Origin of the sequence: Arthrobacter sp. B1805, assembly GCF_002929745.1 — a bacterium.
Taxonomy (GTDB): domain Bacteria; phylum Actinomycetota; class Actinomycetes; order Actinomycetales; family Micrococcaceae; genus Arthrobacter_D.
Genome location: NZ_PJIQ01000005.1, coordinates 1 through 19,961, shown reverse-complemented (window position 1 = coordinate 19,961; position 19,961 = coordinate 1). Strand labels below are relative to the sequence as shown.

Sequence of the window (19,961 nt, the reverse complement as noted above, 5' to 3'; positions counted from 1 at the left end):
CAGCAAATCCGCGGAGAAGTGTCACCGGCACGGGCTACCTTTAACGCATGAGTCTTGCGCAGGATATCAAGCGTGTCGTGGCGCCGTTCGAGGTCATCAGCGAGTACCAGCCCGCGGGTGACCAGCCCACGGCGATCAAGGAGCTGGCGGAACGCATCAACGCCGGGGAGAAGGACGTCGTCCTGCTCGGCGCCACCGGTACCGGCAAGAGCGCGACGACTGCGTGGCTCATCGAGCAGGTCCAGCGCCCCACCCTGGTCATGGTGCAGAACAAGACACTCGCGGCGCAGCTCGCCAATGAGTTCCGGGAACTGCTGCCCAACAACGCGGTCGAGTACTTCGTCTCCTACTACGACTACTACCAGCCTGAGGCGTACGTCCCCCAGACGGACACCTTCATCGAGAAGGACTCCTCCATCAACGAGGAGGTCGAGCGGCTGCGCCACTCCGCCACCAACGCGCTCCTGACGCGCCGCGACGTGATCGTGGTCGCCACCGTCTCCTGCATCTACGGTCTCGGGACCCCGGAGGAGTACATCAACAAGATGGTCACGCTGCGCCGCGGTGACCAGATGAACAGGGACGAGCTGCTCCGGCAGTTCGTCGGCATGCAGTACACGCGCAATGACATCGACTTCCACCGTGGCACGTTCCGCGTACGCGGGGACACCGTCGAGATCATCCCGATGTACGAGGAGCACGCCCTCCGCATCGAGTTCTTCGGGGACGAGGTGGAGAACATCTACACCCTCGATCCCCTCACGGGCAACGTGATCCGTGAGGAAGAAGAGATGTACGTCTTCCCGGCGTCGCACTACGTGGCGGGGCAGGACCGCATGACGCGAGCCATCAAGGACATCGAGGACGAGCTGCAGCAGCGGCTCGCCGAGCTCGAGTCCCAGAACAAGCTGGTCGAGGCGCAGCGCCTGCGTATGCGCGTCACCTACGACCTCGAGATGATGCAGCAGATGGGGTTCTGCAACGGCATCGAGAACTACTCGCGGCACATCGACGGGCGCGGTCCGGCCTCCGCGCCGCACTGCCTCCTCGACTACTTCCCGGACGACTTCCTGCTGGTCGTCGACGAGTCCCACGTGACCATCCCGCAGATCGGTGCGATGTACGAGGGTGACTCATCCCGTAAGCGGACGCTCGTTGACCACGGGTTCCGGCTCCCCTCCGCCATGGACAACCGGCCTCTGAAGTGGGATGAGTTCCTCGAGCGCATCGGCCAGACGGTCTACCTCTCGGCAACGCCGGGCAAGTACGAGCTCAGCAAGGCCGACGGCTATGTGCAGCAGATCATCCGGCCCACCGGTCTGGTCGATCCGGAGATCGTCGTCAAGCCCACGAAGGGACAGATCGACGACCTGCTGGGGGAGATCCGCCAGCGCGTCGCCGTCAACGAGCGGGTACTCGTGACCACCCTCACGAAGCGGATGGCCGAGGACCTCACGGGATACCTCCTGGAACACGGCGTCAAGGTGGAGTACCTCCACTCCGACGTGGACACGCTGCGCCGCGTCGAGCTCCTGCGGGAGCTTCGCATGGGGACGTTCGACGTCCTCGTCGGCATCAACCTCCTCCGCGAGGGCCTCGATCTTCCCGAGGTGTCACTGGTCAGCATCTTGGACGCGGACAAGGAAGGCTTCCTGAGAAGCACGACGTCGCTGATCCAGACCATCGGCCGTGCCGCCCGCAACGTCTCGGGGCAGGTCCACATGTACGCCGACCGCATCACCGATTCGATGGAGCGTGCCATCGACGAGACGAACCGGCGTCGCGCCATCCAGGTCGCCCACAACCTCGCGCACGGGATTGATCCGACGCCGCTGCGGAAGCGGATCGCTGACATCACGGACACCATCAACCGGGAGGATGCCGACACGCGTGCGCTTCTCGAGGAAGCCGGCAAGAGCCGGAAGCCGAAGAAGGGCGCGGGGCATCGCGAAGGGCTCGCCTCGGTGCCCGCCGAGGACCTGACGGACCTCATCCAGCAACTCACGGACCAGATGCACACCGCAGCGGCCGAACTGCAGTTCGAGCTCGCAGCCCGCTTGCGCGACGAGGTCGGCGACCTCAAGAAGGAACTGCGGCAGATGCAGTCCGCGGGGCACGCCTGACCGTTGCGGTAGCACGCCTCGCCGCCGACCGGGCGAGGAGCAGACCGAAAGGTCAAGGAAGCCGGCGAATGTGTCCAGCGGTCAGGCACATTCGTCGGCTTCTGTGCTGCCCGGGTACCATTGACCGAACGTAGGGGAGTATCCCACGCGCTATGGACGTCAGCACGCAGGGCATCGTCGCCCTGCCGGACATAGCGGTCGGCCGGCTGGAAGCCGCGGCGGAGAGACTTACGGCAATTCTCGGCACCCTTCGGAAGGTACTCCATGCCCGCATTACCCCTCGCATTCGAGATCGGCACGTTCGTCGTGCTCGGGATCATCCTGCTGTTCGACCTGCTGCTCGTGGTCAAGCGGCCACATGAGCCCTCGATGAAGGAAGCCGGTCTCTGGGTCGCGTTCTACGTCGGCCTCGCGCTGGTGTTCGCGGCGCTGATGTTCGCCTTCACCGGACCGGAATACGGGGGGCAGTTCGTTGCAGGCTGGATCACGGAGTACAGCCTGAGTATCGACAACCTGTTCGTCTTCATCATCATCATGGCGCGCTTCTCGGTACCCAGGAAGTACCAGCAGGAGGTGCTGATGGTGGGCATCATCATCGCGTTGATCCTGCGAGGGATCTTCATCGCACTCGGTGCCGCCGTCATCGAGAACTTCAGCTGGATCTTCTACATCTTCGGCGCCTTCCTCCTGTACACCGCCTACAAGCAGGCCACGGACTCCGGCGAGGACGAGGAACACGCGGGCGACAACAAGCTCATCTCGAAGCTCCGCTCGGTGCTTCCGATGTCCGAGTCGTACGACGGCAACAAGGTGCGCACGGTGGTCGACGGCAAGAAGGTCTTCACGCCGATGCTCATCGTCTTCGTGACGATCGGCCTGACCGACCTGCTCTTCGCCGTGGATTCCATCCCGGCGATCTTCGGCCTCACCCAGAGCGCTTTCATCGTCTTCACCGCGAACATCTTCGCCCTCATGGGACTCCGCCAGCTGTACTTCCTGCTCGGCGGCCTGATGACGCGCCTCATCTACCTGAAGCACGCCCTCTCCGTCATCCTCGCCTTCATCGGCGTGAAGCTCATCCTCCATGCGATGCACGTCAACGAGCTGCCCTTCATCAACGGTGGCCAGCACATCGGGTGGGCTCCCGAGATCCCGACCTTCGTGTCACTCGCCGTGATCATCGCGACCATCGTCGTCGCCGTCATCGCCAGCCTCATCCGGTCCAGGTCGCTCGAGCAGGCCGAGGCACGCTCGGGTAAGGCCACTGACGGCTCGTCCTCCGCTGTCGACGAAGGGCTCGACCAGGCTGCTGACGAGGCAGGCGCGAAGGATCCGCGTCACTAGTCGTGGACGCCGACGAGGAGTTCCTTCCTCGCCGTGAGAGACAGAAGGACCCCGCACATCGTGCGGGGTCCTTCTGTCTCTGGGGCTGTCTCTGGAGTGCTCCGCGCGACTGCTGAGGAGCCGCTAGCGGCGCGTCATGGAGAGCAGGCGATCGAAGATCGCCTCGCCGTCGTCCGCGATGCCGTCGTGGTGGAACTCGTCCGTCTCCCATACCTCGAGGTTTCGAACAGCCGCCGTCGTCGTCAGTGACAGGTCCCTGTCCACGTAGATGTCGTGGCGGTAGACCGCGGCCGCAACGGGAACGGTGTTGGTCACCAGCACATCGGTGTCGTAGAGCGGGCCCCAGTCGTCCTTGTCCGCGAGGATATCGGCGACGGCCCGAAGGGGCCGCAGGGCGGGGTCCTCCTCGAAGTACCAGGGGTAGACCATCTCGCCGGTCAGCAGGACCTGACCGGCGTCCTCGCGGAACTGCGGGTACTCGCCGAGCACACGCTGCGCGGACCACGATGAGGCGAAGCCCTGGCAGTAGATCGATTCGTGCAGGAGGGCGTAGAGCGGCTGCGACGCCCTGCTGACGACCGCGTGGACCTGCTCGAGGAACGCCGCTGAGAGTCGGGGGCCGTAGGCAGTCCGGATGAAGGCGTCCTCGAGCAGGTAGTGCAGTCCGTGGATCCTGGTGTTGCCGCCGAGGAAGGAACCCACCATCTGGAACCGCCGCGCCGTGAGCCGCTCCCCGCCGGGTAGGTATTCCTCGACGCCGTCCAGGTGGCGGGCTATGCGGGTGACGAGTTCACGGTCCTCCGGGTACATCGCGAAGTACTCGTCGTTGCGTTCCTCGACCCGGGCGAACGTCGCACGGTAGACCTCGTCCGGCCGCCCGGACAGCGGCGCGAGCCCTCCTGTGATCAGTGCGCGCTCGATTCCCTGCGGCGCGAGCGACAGGTAGGTGAGTGTGCAGAAGCCGCCGTAGCTCTGACCGAAGACGGTCCATCGGCCGATACCGAGACGTTCCCGGATGAGTTCTGCGTCGGCCACGATCGAATCCGCCCGGAAGTGGGTCAGGTACTCCGCCTGCGCCTCGGCCGAAGGCAGCGAGCCCAGCGTCGCGGCATCGGCGGGCGTCGACAGACCGGTGCCCCGCTGGTCGAGCATCAGGATGCGGAACTCTCGCGCCGCCGCTTTCATCCAGCCGGAGAGCTGCGTCGCGCGGACGCCTCGCCCGCCCGGCCCGCCCTGGAGGAACAGGAGCCAGGGGAGGGCTGCGACGTCGTCGTCGCTGTGATCGAGGGAGGAGTACTCGCGGGCGAACACCTCGATCGTGGGGGAGTGGCGGTCCGCATGGTCCAGCGGCACACGGAAGCGGTGCGCCGTCGCGCGCAGTCCGCGCATGACCGCCGTCCGGCCCATGATGTGGTCCTCGCAGGGGTCCGTGTCACCCGCCGCGCCGCCGCGATGCTGATCCGCTCGGGTCTCGTCCGCGGACTGCGCCGCCGGTGGCTTCACAGGGCGGCTACGTCGGCGAGGGCATCACCCGTCAGCCTGAAGGTGCTCCACTCCGACTGCGCGCGCGCGCCGAGGCTCTCGTAGAAACGGATCGATGGCTCGTTCCAGTTGAGCACGGACCACTCGACCCGGGCATAGCCGCGCGTGGTCGCGATCTTCGCGAGGTTGGCGAGGAGCGCCTTGCCCACGCCGGCTCCGCGCGCCTCCGGGCGGACGTAGAGGTCCTCGAGATAGATGCCGTTGACGCCCTCCCAGGTCGAGTAGTTGAGGAACCAGAGGGCGAATCCCTGGACCTGACCCCGTGCCTCGGCGACGTGCGCGTAGATGGTGGGCCGGTCGCCGAACAGCGCGTCCTGCAGGGAGGTGACGGTGTTCTTCACGGCGTCCGGCTCGTGTTCGTAGATCGCGAGATCATGGATGAGCTGGAGGATGACCGGTACGTCTGCGGGACGTGCTTCTCGAATAGTGTTCATGCCTCAAGCCTAGTCAGGGGTCTGCAGACTCCACGGGACGGACAGCGCAGCGACTCGAGAAATCAGGCGGCGACCGGCGCCCCGACACCGAGAATCCGGATCACAGGAGTGCCCGCCTCGTCGGAGGCGGCGAGGTCAACCTCGGCGTTGATACCCCAGTCGCCGTTGCCCTCGGGGTCCTTCAGGATCTGGCGCACCTTCCAGGCTCCCGGCACCTTGGTGATCAGCAGCAGGTCGGGGCCGCGCGCCTCGGGGCCGTCGTCGATGTCCTCGTAGTCACCGAAGTACCCGTCCATGGCATCGGCCCAGCGGTCCGCCGTCCATCCCGAGTCGGCGTCGAGCGCACCGAGTGCCTCGTCCTGCTCATCGGCGAACAGCTTCACGCGCTGGAACATCTCGTTGCGCACCATGACCCGGAACGCCCGCTCGTTGGACGTCACCGACGGTGGCTCCTCCGGCAGGTCGACGGCGTCCGCCGCTGCACCCGGTGGTATTCCGGCCGCCAGCTGGGTCCACTCGTCCAGGAGGCTGCTGTCCACCTGACGCACGAGTTCGCCGAGCCACTCCATGATGTCGCTGAGGTCCTCGCGGAGCGCCTCGACCGGAACGGTGTGACGCAGCGCCTTGTAGCAGTCGGCGAGGTACCGCAGGAGGATGCCCTCGGAACGGGTCAGTGCGTAGAACGCGACGTACTCACCGAAACTCATCGCCCGCTCGTACATGTCACGCACCACGGACTTGGGCGCGAGTTCGAAGTCGCCGAGCCATGGCGCGGACGCTCGATACACGTCGAAGGCCTGCTGCAGCAGTTCCTCGAGCGGCTTCGGGTAGGTGACCTCCTCGAGACGGGCCATCCGGGCGTCGTAGTCGATGCCCTCGGCCTTCATGGCCGCCACGGCCTCGCCACGTGCCTTCTTCTCCTGCGCGTTGAGGACCTGGCGTGGCTTCTCGAGCGTGGCCTCGATGACGGACACGACGTCGAGCGCGTAGCCCGGAGCCTCGGGGTCGAGGATCTCGAGGCTTGCCAGGGCGAAAGGCGAGAGCGGCTGATTGAGGGCGAAGTTCGCCTGCAGATGCACCTTGAGCCGGACCTGCCGGCCGTCCGGCTCCGGTTCCGGCAGCTTCTCCACGATCCCCGCCGCGACGAGCTCGCGGTAGATGCCGATCGCACGGCGCATGAGGCGCAGCTGCGAGGCTCGTGTCTCGTGGTTCTCGGTCAGTAGCCGCTTCGCTGCCATTAAGGGATCGCCGGGTCGCTCGAGGAGGTTCAGGAGCATCGAGTGGCTGACGGTGAACGACGACGTCAGGGGGTCGGGGATGCTCTCGACGAGCCGTTCGTACGTCGGCCTGCCCCAGGAGACGAATCCCTGCTGGGGCTTCTTCCGCACCACCTGACGCAGCTTCTTCTGGTCGTCGCCGAACTTGGACACGGCCTTCGCCATGGCCTTGGCGTTCTCCACGACGTGCTCGGGGGCCTGTACGACGACAGTGCCCGCGGTGTCGTAGCCCGCACGACCCGCGCGGCCCGAGATCTGGTGGAACTCGCGGGAGTTGAGCAGGCGGGTGCGGACGCCGTCGTACTTGCTGAGGGCAGTCAGGAGCACTGTGCGAATGGGTACATTGATCCCGACCCCGAGAGTGTCGGTACCGCAGATGACCTTCAGCAGACCGGCCTGCGCGAGCTGCTCGACCAGACGCCTGTACTTCGGCAGCATGCCCGCGTGGTGTACGCCGATGCCGTGACGCACCAGCCTGTTGAGGGTCTTGCCGAACCCGGACGAGAACCGGAACGTCGCAATGAGCTCCGCGATACGGTCCTTCTCCTCGCGCGTGCAGATGTTGACGCTCATCAGGTTCTGGGCGCGCTCGATGGCCTCGGCCTGGCTGAAGTGCACCACGTAGACAGGAGCCTGCCGGGTGGACAGCAACTCCTCGAGGGATTCCTGCACCGGCGTCTCGACGTAGTAGAAGTGGAGCGGAATGGGGCGTTCGACGGACGTGACGGTCGCCGTCGGACGTCCTGTGCGGTCCGTGAGGTCCTTCTCGAAGCGCGTGACGTCGCCGAGGGTCGCGGACATCAGCAGGAACTGTGCCTGGGGCAGTTCGAGCAACGGGACCTGCCACGCCCAACCCCGCTGCGGGTCGGAATAGAAGTGGAATTCGTCCATCACCACGGTGTCGACGTCCGCTTGGGCGCCCTCGCGCAGGGCGAGGTTCGCGAGGATCTCGGCGGTGCAGCAGATGATCGGTGCGTCCTGGTTCACACCGGAGTCCCCGGTGATCATGCCGACGTTCTCGGGCCCGAAGATGTCGCAGAGCGCGAAGAACTTCTCGGACACGAGGGCCTTGATCGGCGCGGTGTAGTAGCTCGTGCGGCCCTCGGCGAAGGACTTCAGGTGCGCTGCGATCGCGACGAGGGACTTGCCCGATCCGGTGGGCGTCGCCAGGATCACGTTGTTGCCGGACACGAGCTCCATCGCCGCCTCGTCCTGGGCGGGGTAGAGCGCGAGTCCACGGGCCGTCGCCCAGCCCGAGAAGGCTTCGTACACGGCATCGGCTGGAAGTCGGCCGTCGTCGTGCCGGGGCAGGTGCTCTTGAATCCTCATGGTCCGTTCAGCCTACCGGTGGCCGGGGCGCGGCCGCGCTCCGGCGGCGTTAGGGTGGATCATGCGCTGGGACCCTGGAACGTACCTCCGCCATGCTGGCCTTCGGGGCCGGCCGTTCTTCGACCTGGTGGGGAGGATCGACCACCCGTCGCCGCGGAGCGTCGTGGACCTCGGGTGCGGGACCGGCGCATTGACCGAGGCGCTCGCGCTGCGGTGGCCGGACGCCGCGGTCGTCGGCGTCGATTCGAGTGCCGACATGATCGGCGCAGCCCGGCAGCGGCAGGCGCCCGCCAACCTGACGTTCGAGCTGCAGGACCTCCGGGAGTACCTGCCCGGTGGCGACGACGTCGTCGTGACGAACGCAGCCCTTCAGTGGATCCCCGGACATCAGGAACTCATTGCCGCGTGGGCGGAGGCGCTCCCGGTGGGGGGATGGCTCGCGCTGCAGGTTCCCGGCAACTTCTCGGCCCCGTCCCACGCCCTGATGCGCGAGCATGCCGCGAGCGCCCGGTGGGCGCCCCTCCTGCAGGGCGTGCTGCGTCACGACGATGCCGTGGGCGAACCCTCCGACTACCTCGGGATCCTGCTGTCCGCCGGTCTGGACGCCGATGTCTGGGAGACGACGTACCAGCAGGTGCTCCAGGGTGAGGACGCCGTGCTGGACTGGGTGCGCGGTACAGGGTTGCGTCCGATCCTGGACGTACTGTCAGCCGGGGAGGCGGAGGAGTTCGAGGCCGGATACGGGGACATGCTGCGCCGCGCGTACCCCCGGACGGCGATAGGCACGGTGTTCGGCTTCCGCCGCATCTTCGCGGTCGGGCACCGGGCTGCCTGAACGGCCCGTCCGGCCCTCCTGGCCGTCGTCCGTGCTCCTACCAGCCGCGCTGCTTCCATTCCTCGAGGGAGCCGCGTTCTGCTCCGAGCGTGGTCCCGTTGCCGTGACCGGGGTGGACGACGGTGTCGTCCGGTAGGTAGTCGAAGACGCGGGTCACGACGTCGTCGTAGAGCGACGCGAAGCGGTCCGGATCGCCCTGCGTGTTGCCGACGCCCCCGGGGAACAGCGAATCGCCCGTGAAGAGGTGGGCCGGGCCGTGCGGATCGCGGTAGAGCAGCGCCACGGAGCCCGGAGTGTGCCCGCGCAGGTGGATCGCCTCGAGCTCGAAGCCCTCGAAGGACCCGACGTCGTGGTGCCGCAGCGGGACGTCCGTGGGAACCTCGATGTCCGCGACGTCGTCCTCCCCGGCGGCGGTGCGCGCCCTCGTGACGTCCTTGACCTCGGCGAGGGCCCGGACGTGGTCCCAGTGCGAGTGCGTCGTGACGATCAGCGCCACGCGGGCCTCGGCATCGGTGTCCGCCTGAGCGTCCGCGAGGAGCGAGAGGATCGCGGGGGCGTCGTCGGCGGCGTCGATCAGTACCTGGGCACCGCTCGACTTGGAGGTCAGCACGTAGACGTTGTTGTCCATCTCGGACACGGAGATACTGCGGATGGTGACTTCGCTGAGGTCATGCATGAGCCAAGTCTAGGCAATGCGACCGTGCCGCACGCCGCGTGATTGCAACAGCCCGCGCCGGCACAGGCGCCCGGGAAAACGGGACGGCGGTAGGGTGCAGGTACACCCGGACCACCCGGCCCGGTGTGCGACGACGTGGGAGGGGTGAGGCGTGGAGCAGGACGTTCCGCGGTGGCTGAGGCTCGACGGTACGAGCTCCGTTCCTCCGTTCGAGCAGATCAAGCAGTCGATCCTGGCCGCCGCGAACTCGGGGAAGGCCGCCGCGGGCACCCGGCTGCCGCCGGTGCGGACTTTGGCCGCACACCTCGGTATCGCAGCCAACACCGTGGCCCGCGCCTACCGCGAACTCGAGCAGGCCGGTGCCGTCGAGACCAGGGGCAGAGCGGGAACCATCATCACCGCCGGGGGCGACGACGCCCGTCTGCGGGTCGCCGCCGCGGCTGCCGACTTCGCCGCCGTCGTGGCTGCCACCGGCCTTCCGGAGAGCGACGCGGTCGCGATAGTGCGCGCGGCATTGCGCCGAGCGTGAACGGCAGCCGCGCGCGCGCCAGAACGGTGCGGCTGGGCCGCTATTCGAATATGTCTTCGAACGCCATTTCACTTACAGTGGTCTGGTGTCTATAGCAAATTCTCTTGAGCAGCACGCCCGCAATCCGGAGCCCGCTCCCCAGGACCTGTCCCGGCTGATCGTCAAGGGCGCACGCGAACACAATCTGCGGAACGTCGACCTCGACCTCCCGCGGGACGCCATGATCGTCTTCACCGGGCTGTCCGGGTCCGGCAAGTCGTCCCTCGCATTCGACACCATCTTCGCGGAGGGACAGCGGCGCTACGTCGAGTCGCTCTCCGCCTATGCCCGCCAGTTCCTGGGGCAGGTGGACAAGCCCGACGTCGACTTCATCGAGGGTCTCTCACCCGCCGTCTCGATCGACCAGAAGTCGACGAGCAAGAATCCGCGGTCGACCGTCGGTACCATCACCGAGATCTACGACTACATGCGCCTCCTGTGGGCGCGCGTCGGCCGCCCCCACTGCCCCGTGTGCGGCGAACCCGTTGCCAAGCAGACTCCCCAGCAGATCGTCGACCAGCTGCTCGAACTCGATGAGGGTACCCGGTTCCAGGTCCTCGCCCCGGTGGTCAGGGCGCGCAAGGGCGAGTTCGTGGACCTCTTCCAGGAGCTCACGGCCAAGGGCTATTCCCGTGCCCGCGTGGACGGCAAGCTCGTCCAGCTGAGTGATCCCCCGAAGCTGGGCAAGCAGTACAAGCACACCATCGAGGTCATCATCGACCGCCTCGTGGTCAAGGGCGGCATCCGGCAGCGGCTCACGGATTCCGTCGAGACCGCGCTCAAGCTCGCCGACGGACGCGTCCTCGCCGAGTTCGTCGACCTTCCGGAGGATGACGCGAAGCGCCTGCACGCCTTCTCCGAGCACCTCGCGTGTCCCAACGAGCATCCCCTGGCTATCGACGAGATCGAGCCGCGCTCGTTCTCCTTCAACAATCCCTTCGGTGCGTGCCCGGCCTGCACCGGTATCGGCACGAAGCTCGAGGTCGACGAGGAGCTCGTGGTTCCCAACCCGGACCTGAGCCTCGCCGAGGGCGCGATCGCGCCGTGGTCGCTCGGAACGGCGACGCTCGAGTACTGGACCCGCCTGCTCGAGGGACTCGCCTCCGAGCTGAACTTCGACATCACCACGCCCTGGCGCAAGCTGCCGGACCGTGCCCGGGAAGCGGCGCTCTACGGCAAGGACCACAAGGTGGTCGTGCAGTACAAGAACCGGTTCGGCCGCGAGCGGAAGTACAGCACGGGCTTCGAGGGTGCCATCCAGTACATCCAGCGCAAGCATGCGGAGACGGAATCCGACAACGCGCGCGACCGCTACGAGGAGTACATGCGGGAGATCCCGTGCCCCACGTGCGGCGGCGCGCGCCTCAACCCGGCGTCGCTGTCGGTGCTGATCAACGGCCGTTCCATCGCGGAGGTTTCCGCGATGCCGATGCGCGACTGCGCCGAGTTCCTCGACAACCTCGTGCTCACCGGTCGCGAGGCGCAGATCGCCAACCAGGTCCTCAAGGAGATCCAGGCGCGCCTGACCTTCCTCCTCGACGTCGGGCTCGAGTACTTGAACCTCGAGCGCGCCTCGGGAACGCTGTCCGGCGGAGAGGCGCAACGCATCCGGCTCGCTACGCAGATCGGCTCGGGCCTCGTCGGTGTTCTCTACGTCCTCGACGAGCCGTCGATCGGCCTGCACCAGCGTGACAACCGGCGGCTCATCGAGACCCTCACGCGCCTGCGGAACCTGGGCAACACGCTCATCGTCGTCGAGCACGACGAGGACACCATCGCCGAGGCCGACTGGATTGTCGACATCGGACCCGGTGCCGGCGAGCACGGCGGCGAGGTGGTGCATTCGGGTCTCCTCGAGGACCTCCTCACCAACGAGAAGTCCCTGACCGGCGACTACCTCTCCGGCCGGCGGAAGATCGAGATCCCGACGAAGCGGCGCAAGATCGACCGATCCCGCCAGCTCAAGGTCGTCGGCGCGCGCGAACACAACCTGACCAACGTCGATGCCACGATCCCGCTCGGCGTGATGACCGCCGTCACCGGCGTCAGCGGGTCGGGCAAGTCGACCCTGGTGAACGACATCCTGTACAAGGTGCTGGCGAACAAGCTCAACGGCGCGAAGCAGGTAGCCGGACGGCACAAGCGCATCGACGGGCTCGAGCATCTGGACAAGGTCATCCACGTGGACCAGAGCCCTATCGGCCGCACGCCCCGGTCGAACCCGGCCACCTACACGGGTGTGTTCGACAACATCCGGAAGCTCTTTGCCGAGACCACCGAGGCGAAGGTCCGCGGGTACCTGCCGGGCCGGTTCTCCTTCAACGTCAAGGGCGGGCGCTGTGAAGCCTGTTCCGGCGACGGGACCCTGAAGATCGAGATGAACTTCCTGCCCGACGTCTACGTCCCGTGCGAGGTGTGCCACGGCGCGCGCTACAACCGCGAGACGCTCGAGGTGCACTACAAGGGGAAGACCATCGCCGACGTCCTCGACATGCCGATCGAGGAGGGCGCCGAGTTTTTCGCCGCCTTCAGCCCGATCGCCCGGCACCTGAACACCCTCGTGGAGGTCGGCCTGGGCTATGTGCGCCTCGGCCAGCCCGCTACGACCCTCTCGGGCGGCGAGGCGCAGCGCGTGAAGCTCGCCAGCGAACTGCAGAAGCGTTCGAACGGACGCAGCATCTACGTACTCGACGAGCCGACCACGGGTCTGCACTTCGAGGACATCCGCAAGCTCCTCCTGGTCCTGCAGGGCCTCGTGGACAAGGGCAACACCGTGATCACCATCGAACACAACCTCGACGTGATCAAGAGCGCGGACTGGGTCATCGACCTGGGGCCGGACGGCGGTTCGGGCGGCGGGCGGATCATCGCGACCGGCACTCCGGAGCAGGTGGCCAAGAACGAGCGCAGCTACACCGGCACCTTCCTCAGGGAAATCTTCGAGAAGGCTGCCGTCTAGCTGCCGCCGCCCGTCGAATATAACCGGGAGGGCATGCGTGATGCATGCCCTCCCGGTGCTATGGCAAGCTTGCCCGGTGGCAAATATGCATTCGCTGATACTCTTCGACCTCGACGGGACCCTCGTCGACCCCGCAGGAGCGATCACCGGAGGTATCAGCGCCGCGCTGCGGAGCCACGGCTTCCCGGTGCCCGATGACGAATCGTTGCAGGCGATGGTCGGGCCACCGCTGCTCGAATCATTGACGAAGCTGGGCGGGGTGCCGTCGTCGCGCGTGAACGAGGTGGTCACGACCTACCGGTCGGGCTACCTCGCGGAGGGCCTGACGCAGAGTCGTCCGTACCCGGGTATCGCGCGGTGCGTGCAGGCCCTGGCGGACGCCGGAGCCGTGGTCTCTGTCGCTACCCAGAAACCCGAATGGCTCGCCGAGGAACTGCTCGAGGTGCAGGGTCTCCGGCACCTCTTCGCGTCGGTTCACGGCTCCCCACGCGACGAGACCGCAGCCGGCGGCGGAAAGGGACCCATCATCCGCGCCGCCTTGGAGCACCACCGGGCGGCGACCGACCGAGCGATCATGGTCGGCGACCGGCACCACGACGTCGAGGGTGCGCGCGTGAACGGCCTCGAGTGCATCGGTGTCGGATGGGGGTTCGCGGCCGCAGGCGAGCTGGAGCGCGCCGGAGCCACCGCCGTCGTGCACACTGCGGATGAGCTGCTGGAGGTGCTCCGTGGGGGTCTATGACCTGACGCGGACCACGACGCGCGGCCTGATCGCCGGTCTCTGCCGGCCCACCGTCGAAGGGCTGCAGAACGTGCCGGTGGACGGGCCCTTCATCGTCGCGCCGAATCACCTGTCCTTCCTCGACAGCGTGCTGGTACAGGCACTCATGCCTCGTCCCGTTGCGTTCTTCGCAAAGGCGGAGTACTTCACGGGCTCCGGGGTGAAGGGCACCCTCATGAGATCGTTCTTCGAGGGCGTCGGATCCATCCCCGTGGAGCGTGGCCAGCAGGCTGCGAGCGTCCAGGCGCTGAAGACGCTGCTCGATCTGCTGGAACAGGGTGACGGCGTCGGCATCTATCCGGAGGGCACCCGGTCGCGGGACGGTCGGCTGTACCGGGGGAGGACAGGCGTCGGCTGGCTCGCGCTGACGACAGGTGCGCCCGTGGTGCCCGTCGGACTGGTGGGAACGGATGCCCTGCAACCCGCGGGCAAGAAGGGCATCCGGCCGCAGCACTTCACGATGCGCATCGGTGAGCCCCTCGTCTTCGCGAAGACGGGGCCCGGGCATCCGCTGCCCGCTCGCCGAAGTGCCACGGACACCATCATGGACAGCATCGCTGCCCTGACCCGCCAGGAGCGCGTGCCGCACTACAACCAGAGCCCTGCAGCCGAATAGGCCGCCCTGCACGGCGGTCCGCGAGCCGGCAGGAAGCTGCGTCAGCGGTGAGCGGAAACCCACTCGGGCGTCAGGGTGAGTCACTGCCCAGCCCTAGGATTGAAGGTGTGGCGAACCCAGTAACATACCGGCCGAAGACAGGCGAGATCCCGACCGAGCCCGGCGTGTACCGTTTCCGCGACGAGCACGGCCGGGTCATCTACGTCGGCAAGGCCAAGAACCTCCGGTCCCGACTGAACTCGTACTTCGCGAACCCCCAGGGTCTGCTGGCCAAGACACGCAGCATGGTCTTCACCGCGGCGAGCGTCGAGTGGACGGTCGTGGGAAGCGAACTCGAAGCGCTCCAGCTCGAGTACACGTGGATCAAGGAATTCGATCCCCGCTTCAACATCATGTTCCGTGACGACAAGTCCTACCCGTACCTGGCCGTCACGATGGGGGAGAAGTACCCGCGCGTGCAGGTCATGCGTGGGGACAAGAAGAAGGACACCCGTTACTTCGGCCCGTTCTATCCCGCGAAGGCCATCCGCGAGACGGTCGACACCATGATCCGGGTGTTCCCCGTCCGCACCTGCAGCGCCGGCGTCTTCAAGCGCGCCGAACGGACCGGGAGGCCGTGTCTGCTCGGTTACATCGACAAGTGTTCCGCGCCGTGCGTCGGTCGTATCAGCCCTGAGGACCACAAAGCTCTCGCAAGCGACTTCTGCGACTTCATGGGCGGGGAGGCGAAGAAGTTCATCTCCGGGCTCGAGAGGAAGATGGGCGAGGCGGTCGCGGAGCTCGACTACGAGTCCGCAGCGCGCCTGCGCGACGACATCGCCGCGCTCCGCCGGGTGTTCGAACGCAACACCGTCGTGCTGAGCGAGGACACCGACGCGGACATCTTCGCGCTGAAGGAGGACGAACTCGAGGCCGCGGCCCAGGTCTTCCACGTCCGCGGCGGCAGGATCCGCGGCCAGCGCGGCTGGGTCGTCGAGAAGGTCGAGGACATGGACACGGCGGACCTCGTGGAACACCTGCTCCAGCAGGTCTACGGCGAGGGCAGCAGCAGCAACGACCAGATTCCCCGCGAGGTCCTCGTCCCGGTCATGCCCAGCAACGAGGATCAGATGCTCGAGTGGCTGCGGGGGCTGCGCGGCGCCAGGGTCGATGTGCGGGTACCGCAGCGGGGTGACAAGGCCACGCTCCTCGGGACCGTGGAGCAGAACGCCGCTGACGCCCTCCGCCTCCACAAGAGCCGCCGTGCGGGCGACATCACGACCCGCTCCGCCGCCCTCCAGGAGCTGCAGGAAGCGCTCGACCTCCCGCAGCCCCTCATGCGCATCGAGTGCTTCGACATCTCGCACGTGCAGGGCACCAATGTCGTGGCGTCGATGGTCGTCGTCGAGGACGGCCTCCCGCGCAAGTCCGAATACCGGAAGTTCTCCATCGCCGGTGACGCGGCGCGCGACGACACCGCCTCCATGTACGACGTCATCTACCGGCGCTTCCGCAACTACCTCGCCGGCAAGTCGGGGGAGCAGCGCGACGCCGCAGCGCCGGATCCCGACGTGGATCCCGTCGATGACGAGGCGTCGGTCCTCGAGCACCCGGACGTGGACGAGCAGGGGGAGCCGATGAAGGACACGACGACGGCTATCGCGCGCAACCGGTTCGCCTACCCGCCGAACCTGGTCGTCGTCGACGGCGGGCCGCCCCAGGTGGCCGCCGCAGCCCGCGCGCTCGAGGACCTCGGCATCGACGATGTCTTCGTGATCGGTCTGGCCAAGCGCCTCGAGGAGGTGTGGGTGCAGGACAGCGAGTTCCCGGTGATCCTGCCGAGGGCCTCCGAGGGTCTCTTCATGCTGCAGCGGATCCGCGACGAGGCGCACCGCTTCGCGATCACGTTCCACCGCCAGAAGCGCGGCAAGTCGATGACTGCCTCGGCGCTCGACGACATTCCAGGGCTGGGTCCGGCCAGGCGCAAGGCCCTCCTCAAGCAGTTCGGCTCCGTCAAGAAGATCCGTGCAGCCACCGTCGAGGAGCTCGTCGAGGCTCCAGGGGTGGGTCCGGCCCTCGCCGAGACCATCCGGGCCGCACTCGCCGTCGAATCCGCCGATGCACCCGCCCCTGCCGTGAACATGACCACGGGCGAGATCATCGAAGATTAGCTAGGCTGAAGGCGCGGCCGCAGGCGCGCCGTCGAGACGCACACACCAGGGCACCCGGGAGACCCGGGACACCCCGACGAGCCGGAACGGATGCACCACGATGACTGAGGCCACGAGCCTGACTCCGGTCAAGCCCACCGAGTCGGAGCTGCTGGTGGTGACCGGCATGTCGGGTGCCGGGCGCAGCACGGCCGCGAACGCGCTCGAGGACCACGGCTGGTACGTCGTCGAGAACCTGCCGCCGCAGATGCTCACCACGCTGACCGAGCTCGTGGCGCGGACGCCACAGTCCATCCCGAAGCTTGCCGTCGTGATCGACGTGCGCGGCAAGGAGCTCTTCAGCGATATCAAGGCCTCCCTCGCCGGGCTCCGGGCCGCGGGCGTCGACTACAGGGTGCTCTTCCTCGACGCGGACGACACGGTGCTCGTGAGGCGTTTCGAGCAGGGCCGCAGACCGCATCCGCTGCAGGGTGACGGCCGCATCCTCGACGGCATCGCAGCGGAACGCGAGGTGCTCAAGGAACTGAAGCAATCGTCCGACGTCGTGATCGACACCTCCGACCTCAACGTGCATGCCCTGGCGACCAGCGTCACTGAGCTGTTCTCCGAGTCCGGCCCCATCGTCCTCCGCCTCAACGTCATGAGCTTCGGGTTCAAGTACGGGCTGCCGGTGGACGCCAACTACGTGGCGGACGTCCGTTTCATCCCCAATCCGCACTGGGTTCCCGTCCTGCGGCCCCAGACGGGACTCGACGCACCGGTGCGCGACTACGTCCTGGGTGCCCAGGGAGCGAGCGACTTCATCGACCGCTACGTGCACGCCCTTGTTCCTGTCCTCGACGGCTACCGGCGGGAGAACAAGCACTACGCCACCATCGCGGTGGGATGCACGGGCGGAAAGCACCGATCGGTCGCGGTGACGGAGGAGATCGCGCAGCGGCTGGCCCAGCTGCCGGGAGTGCAGGTCGCCGCACACCACCGCGACCTCGGGCGTGAGTAGTGGCCCTCTTCTCGGGTCCGTTGCCCCTCATCCCACCGGCGGCCCGGACGAGGGGTGAGGGACAGGGCGCTGCCCCGTCCGTCGTGGCACTCGGGGGTGGGCACGGTCTCTCCGCCTCCCTGTCCGCGCTGCGCCTCCTGACGCAGGAGCTGACGGCCGTCGTGACAGTCGCGGACGACGGCGGCTCCTCCGGTCGGCTCCGCCACGAGCTCGGGGTGCTGCCTCCCGGAGACCTCCGCATGGCTCTCGCCGCACTGTGTGACGACACCGATTGGGGCAGGACCTGGCGTGACGTGATGCAGCACCGGTTCACGTCCAGAGAGGGGATCGAGGGCTCGCTGGACGACCATGCGATGGGCAACCTGCTGATCGTCACCCTCTGGGAACTGCTCGGTGATCCGGTGGCCGGCCTGCAGTGGGCGGGTGCGCTGCTCGGAGCACGTGGCCGGGTCCTCCCGATGGCCAGCGTGCCCCTGACGATCGAGGGTGACGTGCTCAGCGAGGTCCAGGGCTCACTGCGCGTCAGGACGGTCACCGGGCAGGCGAAACTCGCGGTCGCGGCGGAGACCGGCAACGTGAGCAATGTGCGCCTGCTCCCCGCCGCCGCCCCCGCGTGCCAGGACGCCCTGGAAGCCATCGAGCTCGCGGACTGGGTGATCCTCGGGCCCGGCTCCTGGTACACGTCGGTGCTACCCCACCTGTTGCTTCCGGAGCTCCGCAGTGCGCTGTGCCGTACGTCGGCCAAGCGCTGCCTCACGATGAACCTGAGCAACGACACGAAGGAGACCCATGGCATGAGCGCCGTCGACCACCTCAACGTGATCTCGCGGTACGCGCCCGACTTCACGGTCGACGTCGTACTCGCCGACCCCGCCGTCATCGGGGACCGTTCGGAGTTCGAGACCGCCGTCGCGGGCATGGGCGGACGCGCGGTCTTCGGTACAGTGGGGGTTTCGACCGGTAAGCCCGTGCATGATCCGCTGCGGCTGGCGACGTCCTACAACGACATGTTTGGGGAGAACTAGGAGTGTATCTGTGGCCCTGACCGCCGACGTCAAAGAGGAGCTTTCCCACCTCGACGTCAAGAAGTCCTCGGTCCGCAAGGCCGAGGTGGCCGCGCTGCTGCGGTTCGCCGGAGGTCTCCACATCATCTCCGGCAGGATCGTGATCGAGGCGGAGGTCGACCTCGCGTCGACGGCGCGCCGCCTGCGCGCGGCCATCGCGGAGGTCTACGGCCACAACAGCGAGATCATCGTCGTCACGGGTGGTGGCCTGAAGCGCGGCAACCGCTACGTCGTGCGCGTCGTGCGTGACGGCGAATCCCTGGCTCGCCAGACCGGACTGCTGGACAGTCGCGGCCGTCCCGTCCGCGGGCTGCCCTCGGCGGTCGTGAACGGTTCGACGGCGGACGCCGAGGCCGTCTGGCGCGGAGCCTTCCTCGCACATGGCTCGCTGACCGAACCGGGACGTTCATCCTCCCTCGAGGTCACCTGCCCCGGGCCGGAATCGGCGCTCGCGCTCGTGGGGGCGGCCCGGCGGCTCGACATCGCCGCGAAGGCGCGGGAGGTCCGCGGAGTCGATCGCGTGGTCATCCGGGACGGCGACACCATCGCCGCACTGCTGACGCGCATGGGTGCGCATGACGCGCTGATGGTGTGGGAGGAACGCCGCATGCGGAAGGAGGTGCGCGCGACGGCGAACCGCCTCGCCAACTTCGACGACGCGAACCTCCGCCGGTCGGCCCAGGCCGCAGTCGCCGCCGGAGCACGCGTGGAACGAGCGCTCGAGATCCTCGGCGAGACGGTGCCCGAGCACCTGCGCTACGCAGGGGAGCTGCGGGTCGCCCACAAACAGGCGAGCCTCGACGAACTCGGCCGCCTCGCGGACCCGGTGATGACCAAGGACGCCATCGCCGGACGGATCCGGCGGCTGCTGGCCATGGCCGACAAGCGGGCGTCGGACATCGGCATCCCGGGAACCGATGCGAATGTGACCCCGGACATGCTCGACGAGTGAATGAGTGCATAGGATGGAACAACAAGCCCGCTTCTGATCGAGCGGGGACGCCTGCGGTCCGGGCCCCGAAAGGGCTACGGGCTGCGCGGGCGCTGTGATCACTACATGGAGGACTACGTGAGCGAATACGTACTGCCGGATCTTGACTATGACTACGCGGCCCTGGAGCCGCACATCTCGGGCCGGATCATGGAGCTGCACCACTCCAAGCATCAGGCCACCTACGTCAAGGGTGCCAACGACGCCCTCGCGCAGCTGGCAGAAGCCCGCGCGACAGGCCAGTTCGGCACCATCCCGAAGCTCTCCAAGGA

At 67.2% G+C, this 19,961-nt stretch carries 15 protein-coding genes and 1 pseudogene; 12 read left to right on the top strand and 4 right to left on the bottom strand.

The window, feature by feature from the left end; all coding sequences use genetic code 11:
• The first annotated feature begins 47 nt into the window (after positions 1-47).
• Both uvrB and CXQ96_RS06950 read left to right on the top strand, forming a co-directional pair.
• A complete protein-coding gene (gene uvrB, locus CXQ96_RS06955; RefSeq protein ID WP_104117328.1) occupies positions 48-2,123 on the top strand; it encodes an excinuclease ABC subunit UvrB in 2,076 nt (691 codons plus the stop codon).
• 264 nt (positions 2,124-2,387) lie between these two features.
• Positions 2,388-3,467 (top strand): TerC family protein, encoded by a 1,080-nt coding sequence (locus tag CXQ96_RS06950; RefSeq protein WP_104117327.1) that lies wholly within the window; start codon positions 2,388-2,390, stop codon positions 3,465-3,467.
• A 123-nt stretch (positions 3,468-3,590) separates the two neighbouring features.
• On the opposite strand, the gene CXQ96_RS06945 is transcribed toward CXQ96_RS06950, so the two are convergent.
• The 3 genes from CXQ96_RS06945 to CXQ96_RS06935 form a co-directional block, all read right to left on the bottom strand.
• On the bottom strand, positions 3,591-4,874 hold the full coding sequence (locus CXQ96_RS06945; RefSeq protein WP_104117519.1) for an alpha/beta fold hydrolase: 1,284 nt from the start codon (positions 4,872-4,874) through the stop codon (positions 3,591-3,593).
• A gap of 92 nt (positions 4,875-4,966) precedes the next feature.
• Positions 4,967-5,443 carry a GNAT family N-acetyltransferase gene (locus tag CXQ96_RS06940; RefSeq protein ID WP_104117326.1) on the bottom strand — a complete coding sequence of 159 codons (477 nt, stop codon included), beginning with the start codon at positions 5,441-5,443 and terminating at the stop codon, positions 4,967-4,969.
• Positions 5,444-5,505: 62 nt separating this feature from the next.
• On the bottom strand, positions 5,506-8,049 hold the full coding sequence (locus CXQ96_RS06935) for an RNA helicase (protein ID WP_104117325.1): 2,544 nt from the start codon (positions 8,047-8,049) through the stop codon (positions 5,506-5,508).
• 61 nt (positions 8,050-8,110) lie between these two features.
• Here CXQ96_RS06935 and CXQ96_RS06930 point away from each other — a divergent pair, with 61 nt between their 5' ends.
• Positions 8,111-8,884 carry a trans-aconitate 2-methyltransferase gene (locus CXQ96_RS06930; RefSeq protein WP_104117324.1) on the top strand — a complete coding sequence of 258 codons (774 nt, stop codon included), beginning with the start codon at positions 8,111-8,113 and terminating at the stop codon, positions 8,882-8,884.
• A gap of 37 nt (positions 8,885-8,921) precedes the next feature.
• Here the strand turns inward: CXQ96_RS06930 and CXQ96_RS06925 are convergent, their stop codons facing one another.
• On the bottom strand, positions 8,922-9,560 hold the full coding sequence (locus tag CXQ96_RS06925; protein WP_104117323.1) for an MBL fold metallo-hydrolase: 639 nt from the start codon (positions 9,558-9,560) through the stop codon (positions 8,922-8,924).
• A 151-nt stretch (positions 9,561-9,711) separates the two neighbouring features.
• Between CXQ96_RS06925 and CXQ96_RS06920 the strand changes: the two genes are divergently transcribed.
• From CXQ96_RS06920 to CXQ96_RS06880, 9 genes and pseudogenes are all read left to right on the top strand, one after another.
• Entirely contained in the window at positions 9,712-10,089 is a 378-nt protein-coding gene (locus CXQ96_RS06920) for a GntR family transcriptional regulator (RefSeq protein ID WP_104117322.1), read from the top strand.
• Between the two features lie 85 nt (positions 10,090-10,174).
• The gene (uvrA, locus tag CXQ96_RS06915; protein ID WP_104117321.1) at positions 10,175-13,087 is read left to right on the top strand and encodes an excinuclease ABC subunit UvrA; all 2,913 of its coding nucleotides are present in this window, start codon (positions 10,175-10,177) and stop codon (positions 13,085-13,087) included.
• Positions 13,088-13,172: 85 nt separating this feature from the next.
• Complete coding sequence (locus CXQ96_RS06910) at positions 13,173-13,829, top strand: HAD hydrolase-like protein (RefSeq protein ID WP_258058952.1); 657 nt, start codon at positions 13,173-13,175, stop codon at positions 13,827-13,829.
• Positions 13,816-14,484: a 1-acyl-sn-glycerol-3-phosphate acyltransferase gene (locus CXQ96_RS06905; RefSeq protein WP_104117319.1), complete on the top strand. Its 669-nt coding sequence runs from the start codon at positions 13,816-13,818 to the stop codon at positions 14,482-14,484. The genes CXQ96_RS06910 and CXQ96_RS06905 overlap by 14 nt, the downstream gene beginning before the upstream one ends.
• A 107-nt stretch (positions 14,485-14,591) precedes the next feature.
• The gene (gene uvrC, locus CXQ96_RS06900; RefSeq protein WP_104117318.1) at positions 14,592-16,634 is read left to right on the top strand and encodes an excinuclease ABC subunit UvrC; all 2,043 of its coding nucleotides are present in this window, start codon (positions 14,592-14,594) and stop codon (positions 16,632-16,634) included.
• A 100-nt stretch (positions 16,635-16,734) separates the two neighbouring features.
• Positions 16,735-17,634, top strand: coding sequence for an RNase adapter RapZ (gene rapZ, locus CXQ96_RS06895; protein WP_104117317.1), 900 nt, complete (start codon positions 16,735-16,737; stop codon positions 17,632-17,634).
• Positions 17,634-18,659, top strand: a complete 1,026-nt coding sequence (gene yvcK, locus CXQ96_RS06890; protein WP_104117316.1) for a uridine diphosphate-N-acetylglucosamine-binding protein YvcK — start codon at positions 17,634-17,636, stop codon at positions 18,657-18,659. The genes rapZ and yvcK overlap by 1 nt, the downstream gene beginning before the upstream one ends.
• Positions 18,660-18,669: 10 nt before the next feature.
• Positions 18,670-19,650: a DNA-binding protein WhiA gene (gene whiA, locus CXQ96_RS06885; RefSeq protein ID WP_104117315.1), complete on the top strand. Its 981-nt coding sequence runs from the start codon at positions 18,670-18,672 to the stop codon at positions 19,648-19,650.
• A 117-nt stretch (positions 19,651-19,767) separates the two neighbouring features.
• A pseudogene (locus CXQ96_RS06880) lies at positions 19,768-19,961 on the top strand (superoxide dismutase); the annotation flags it as partial.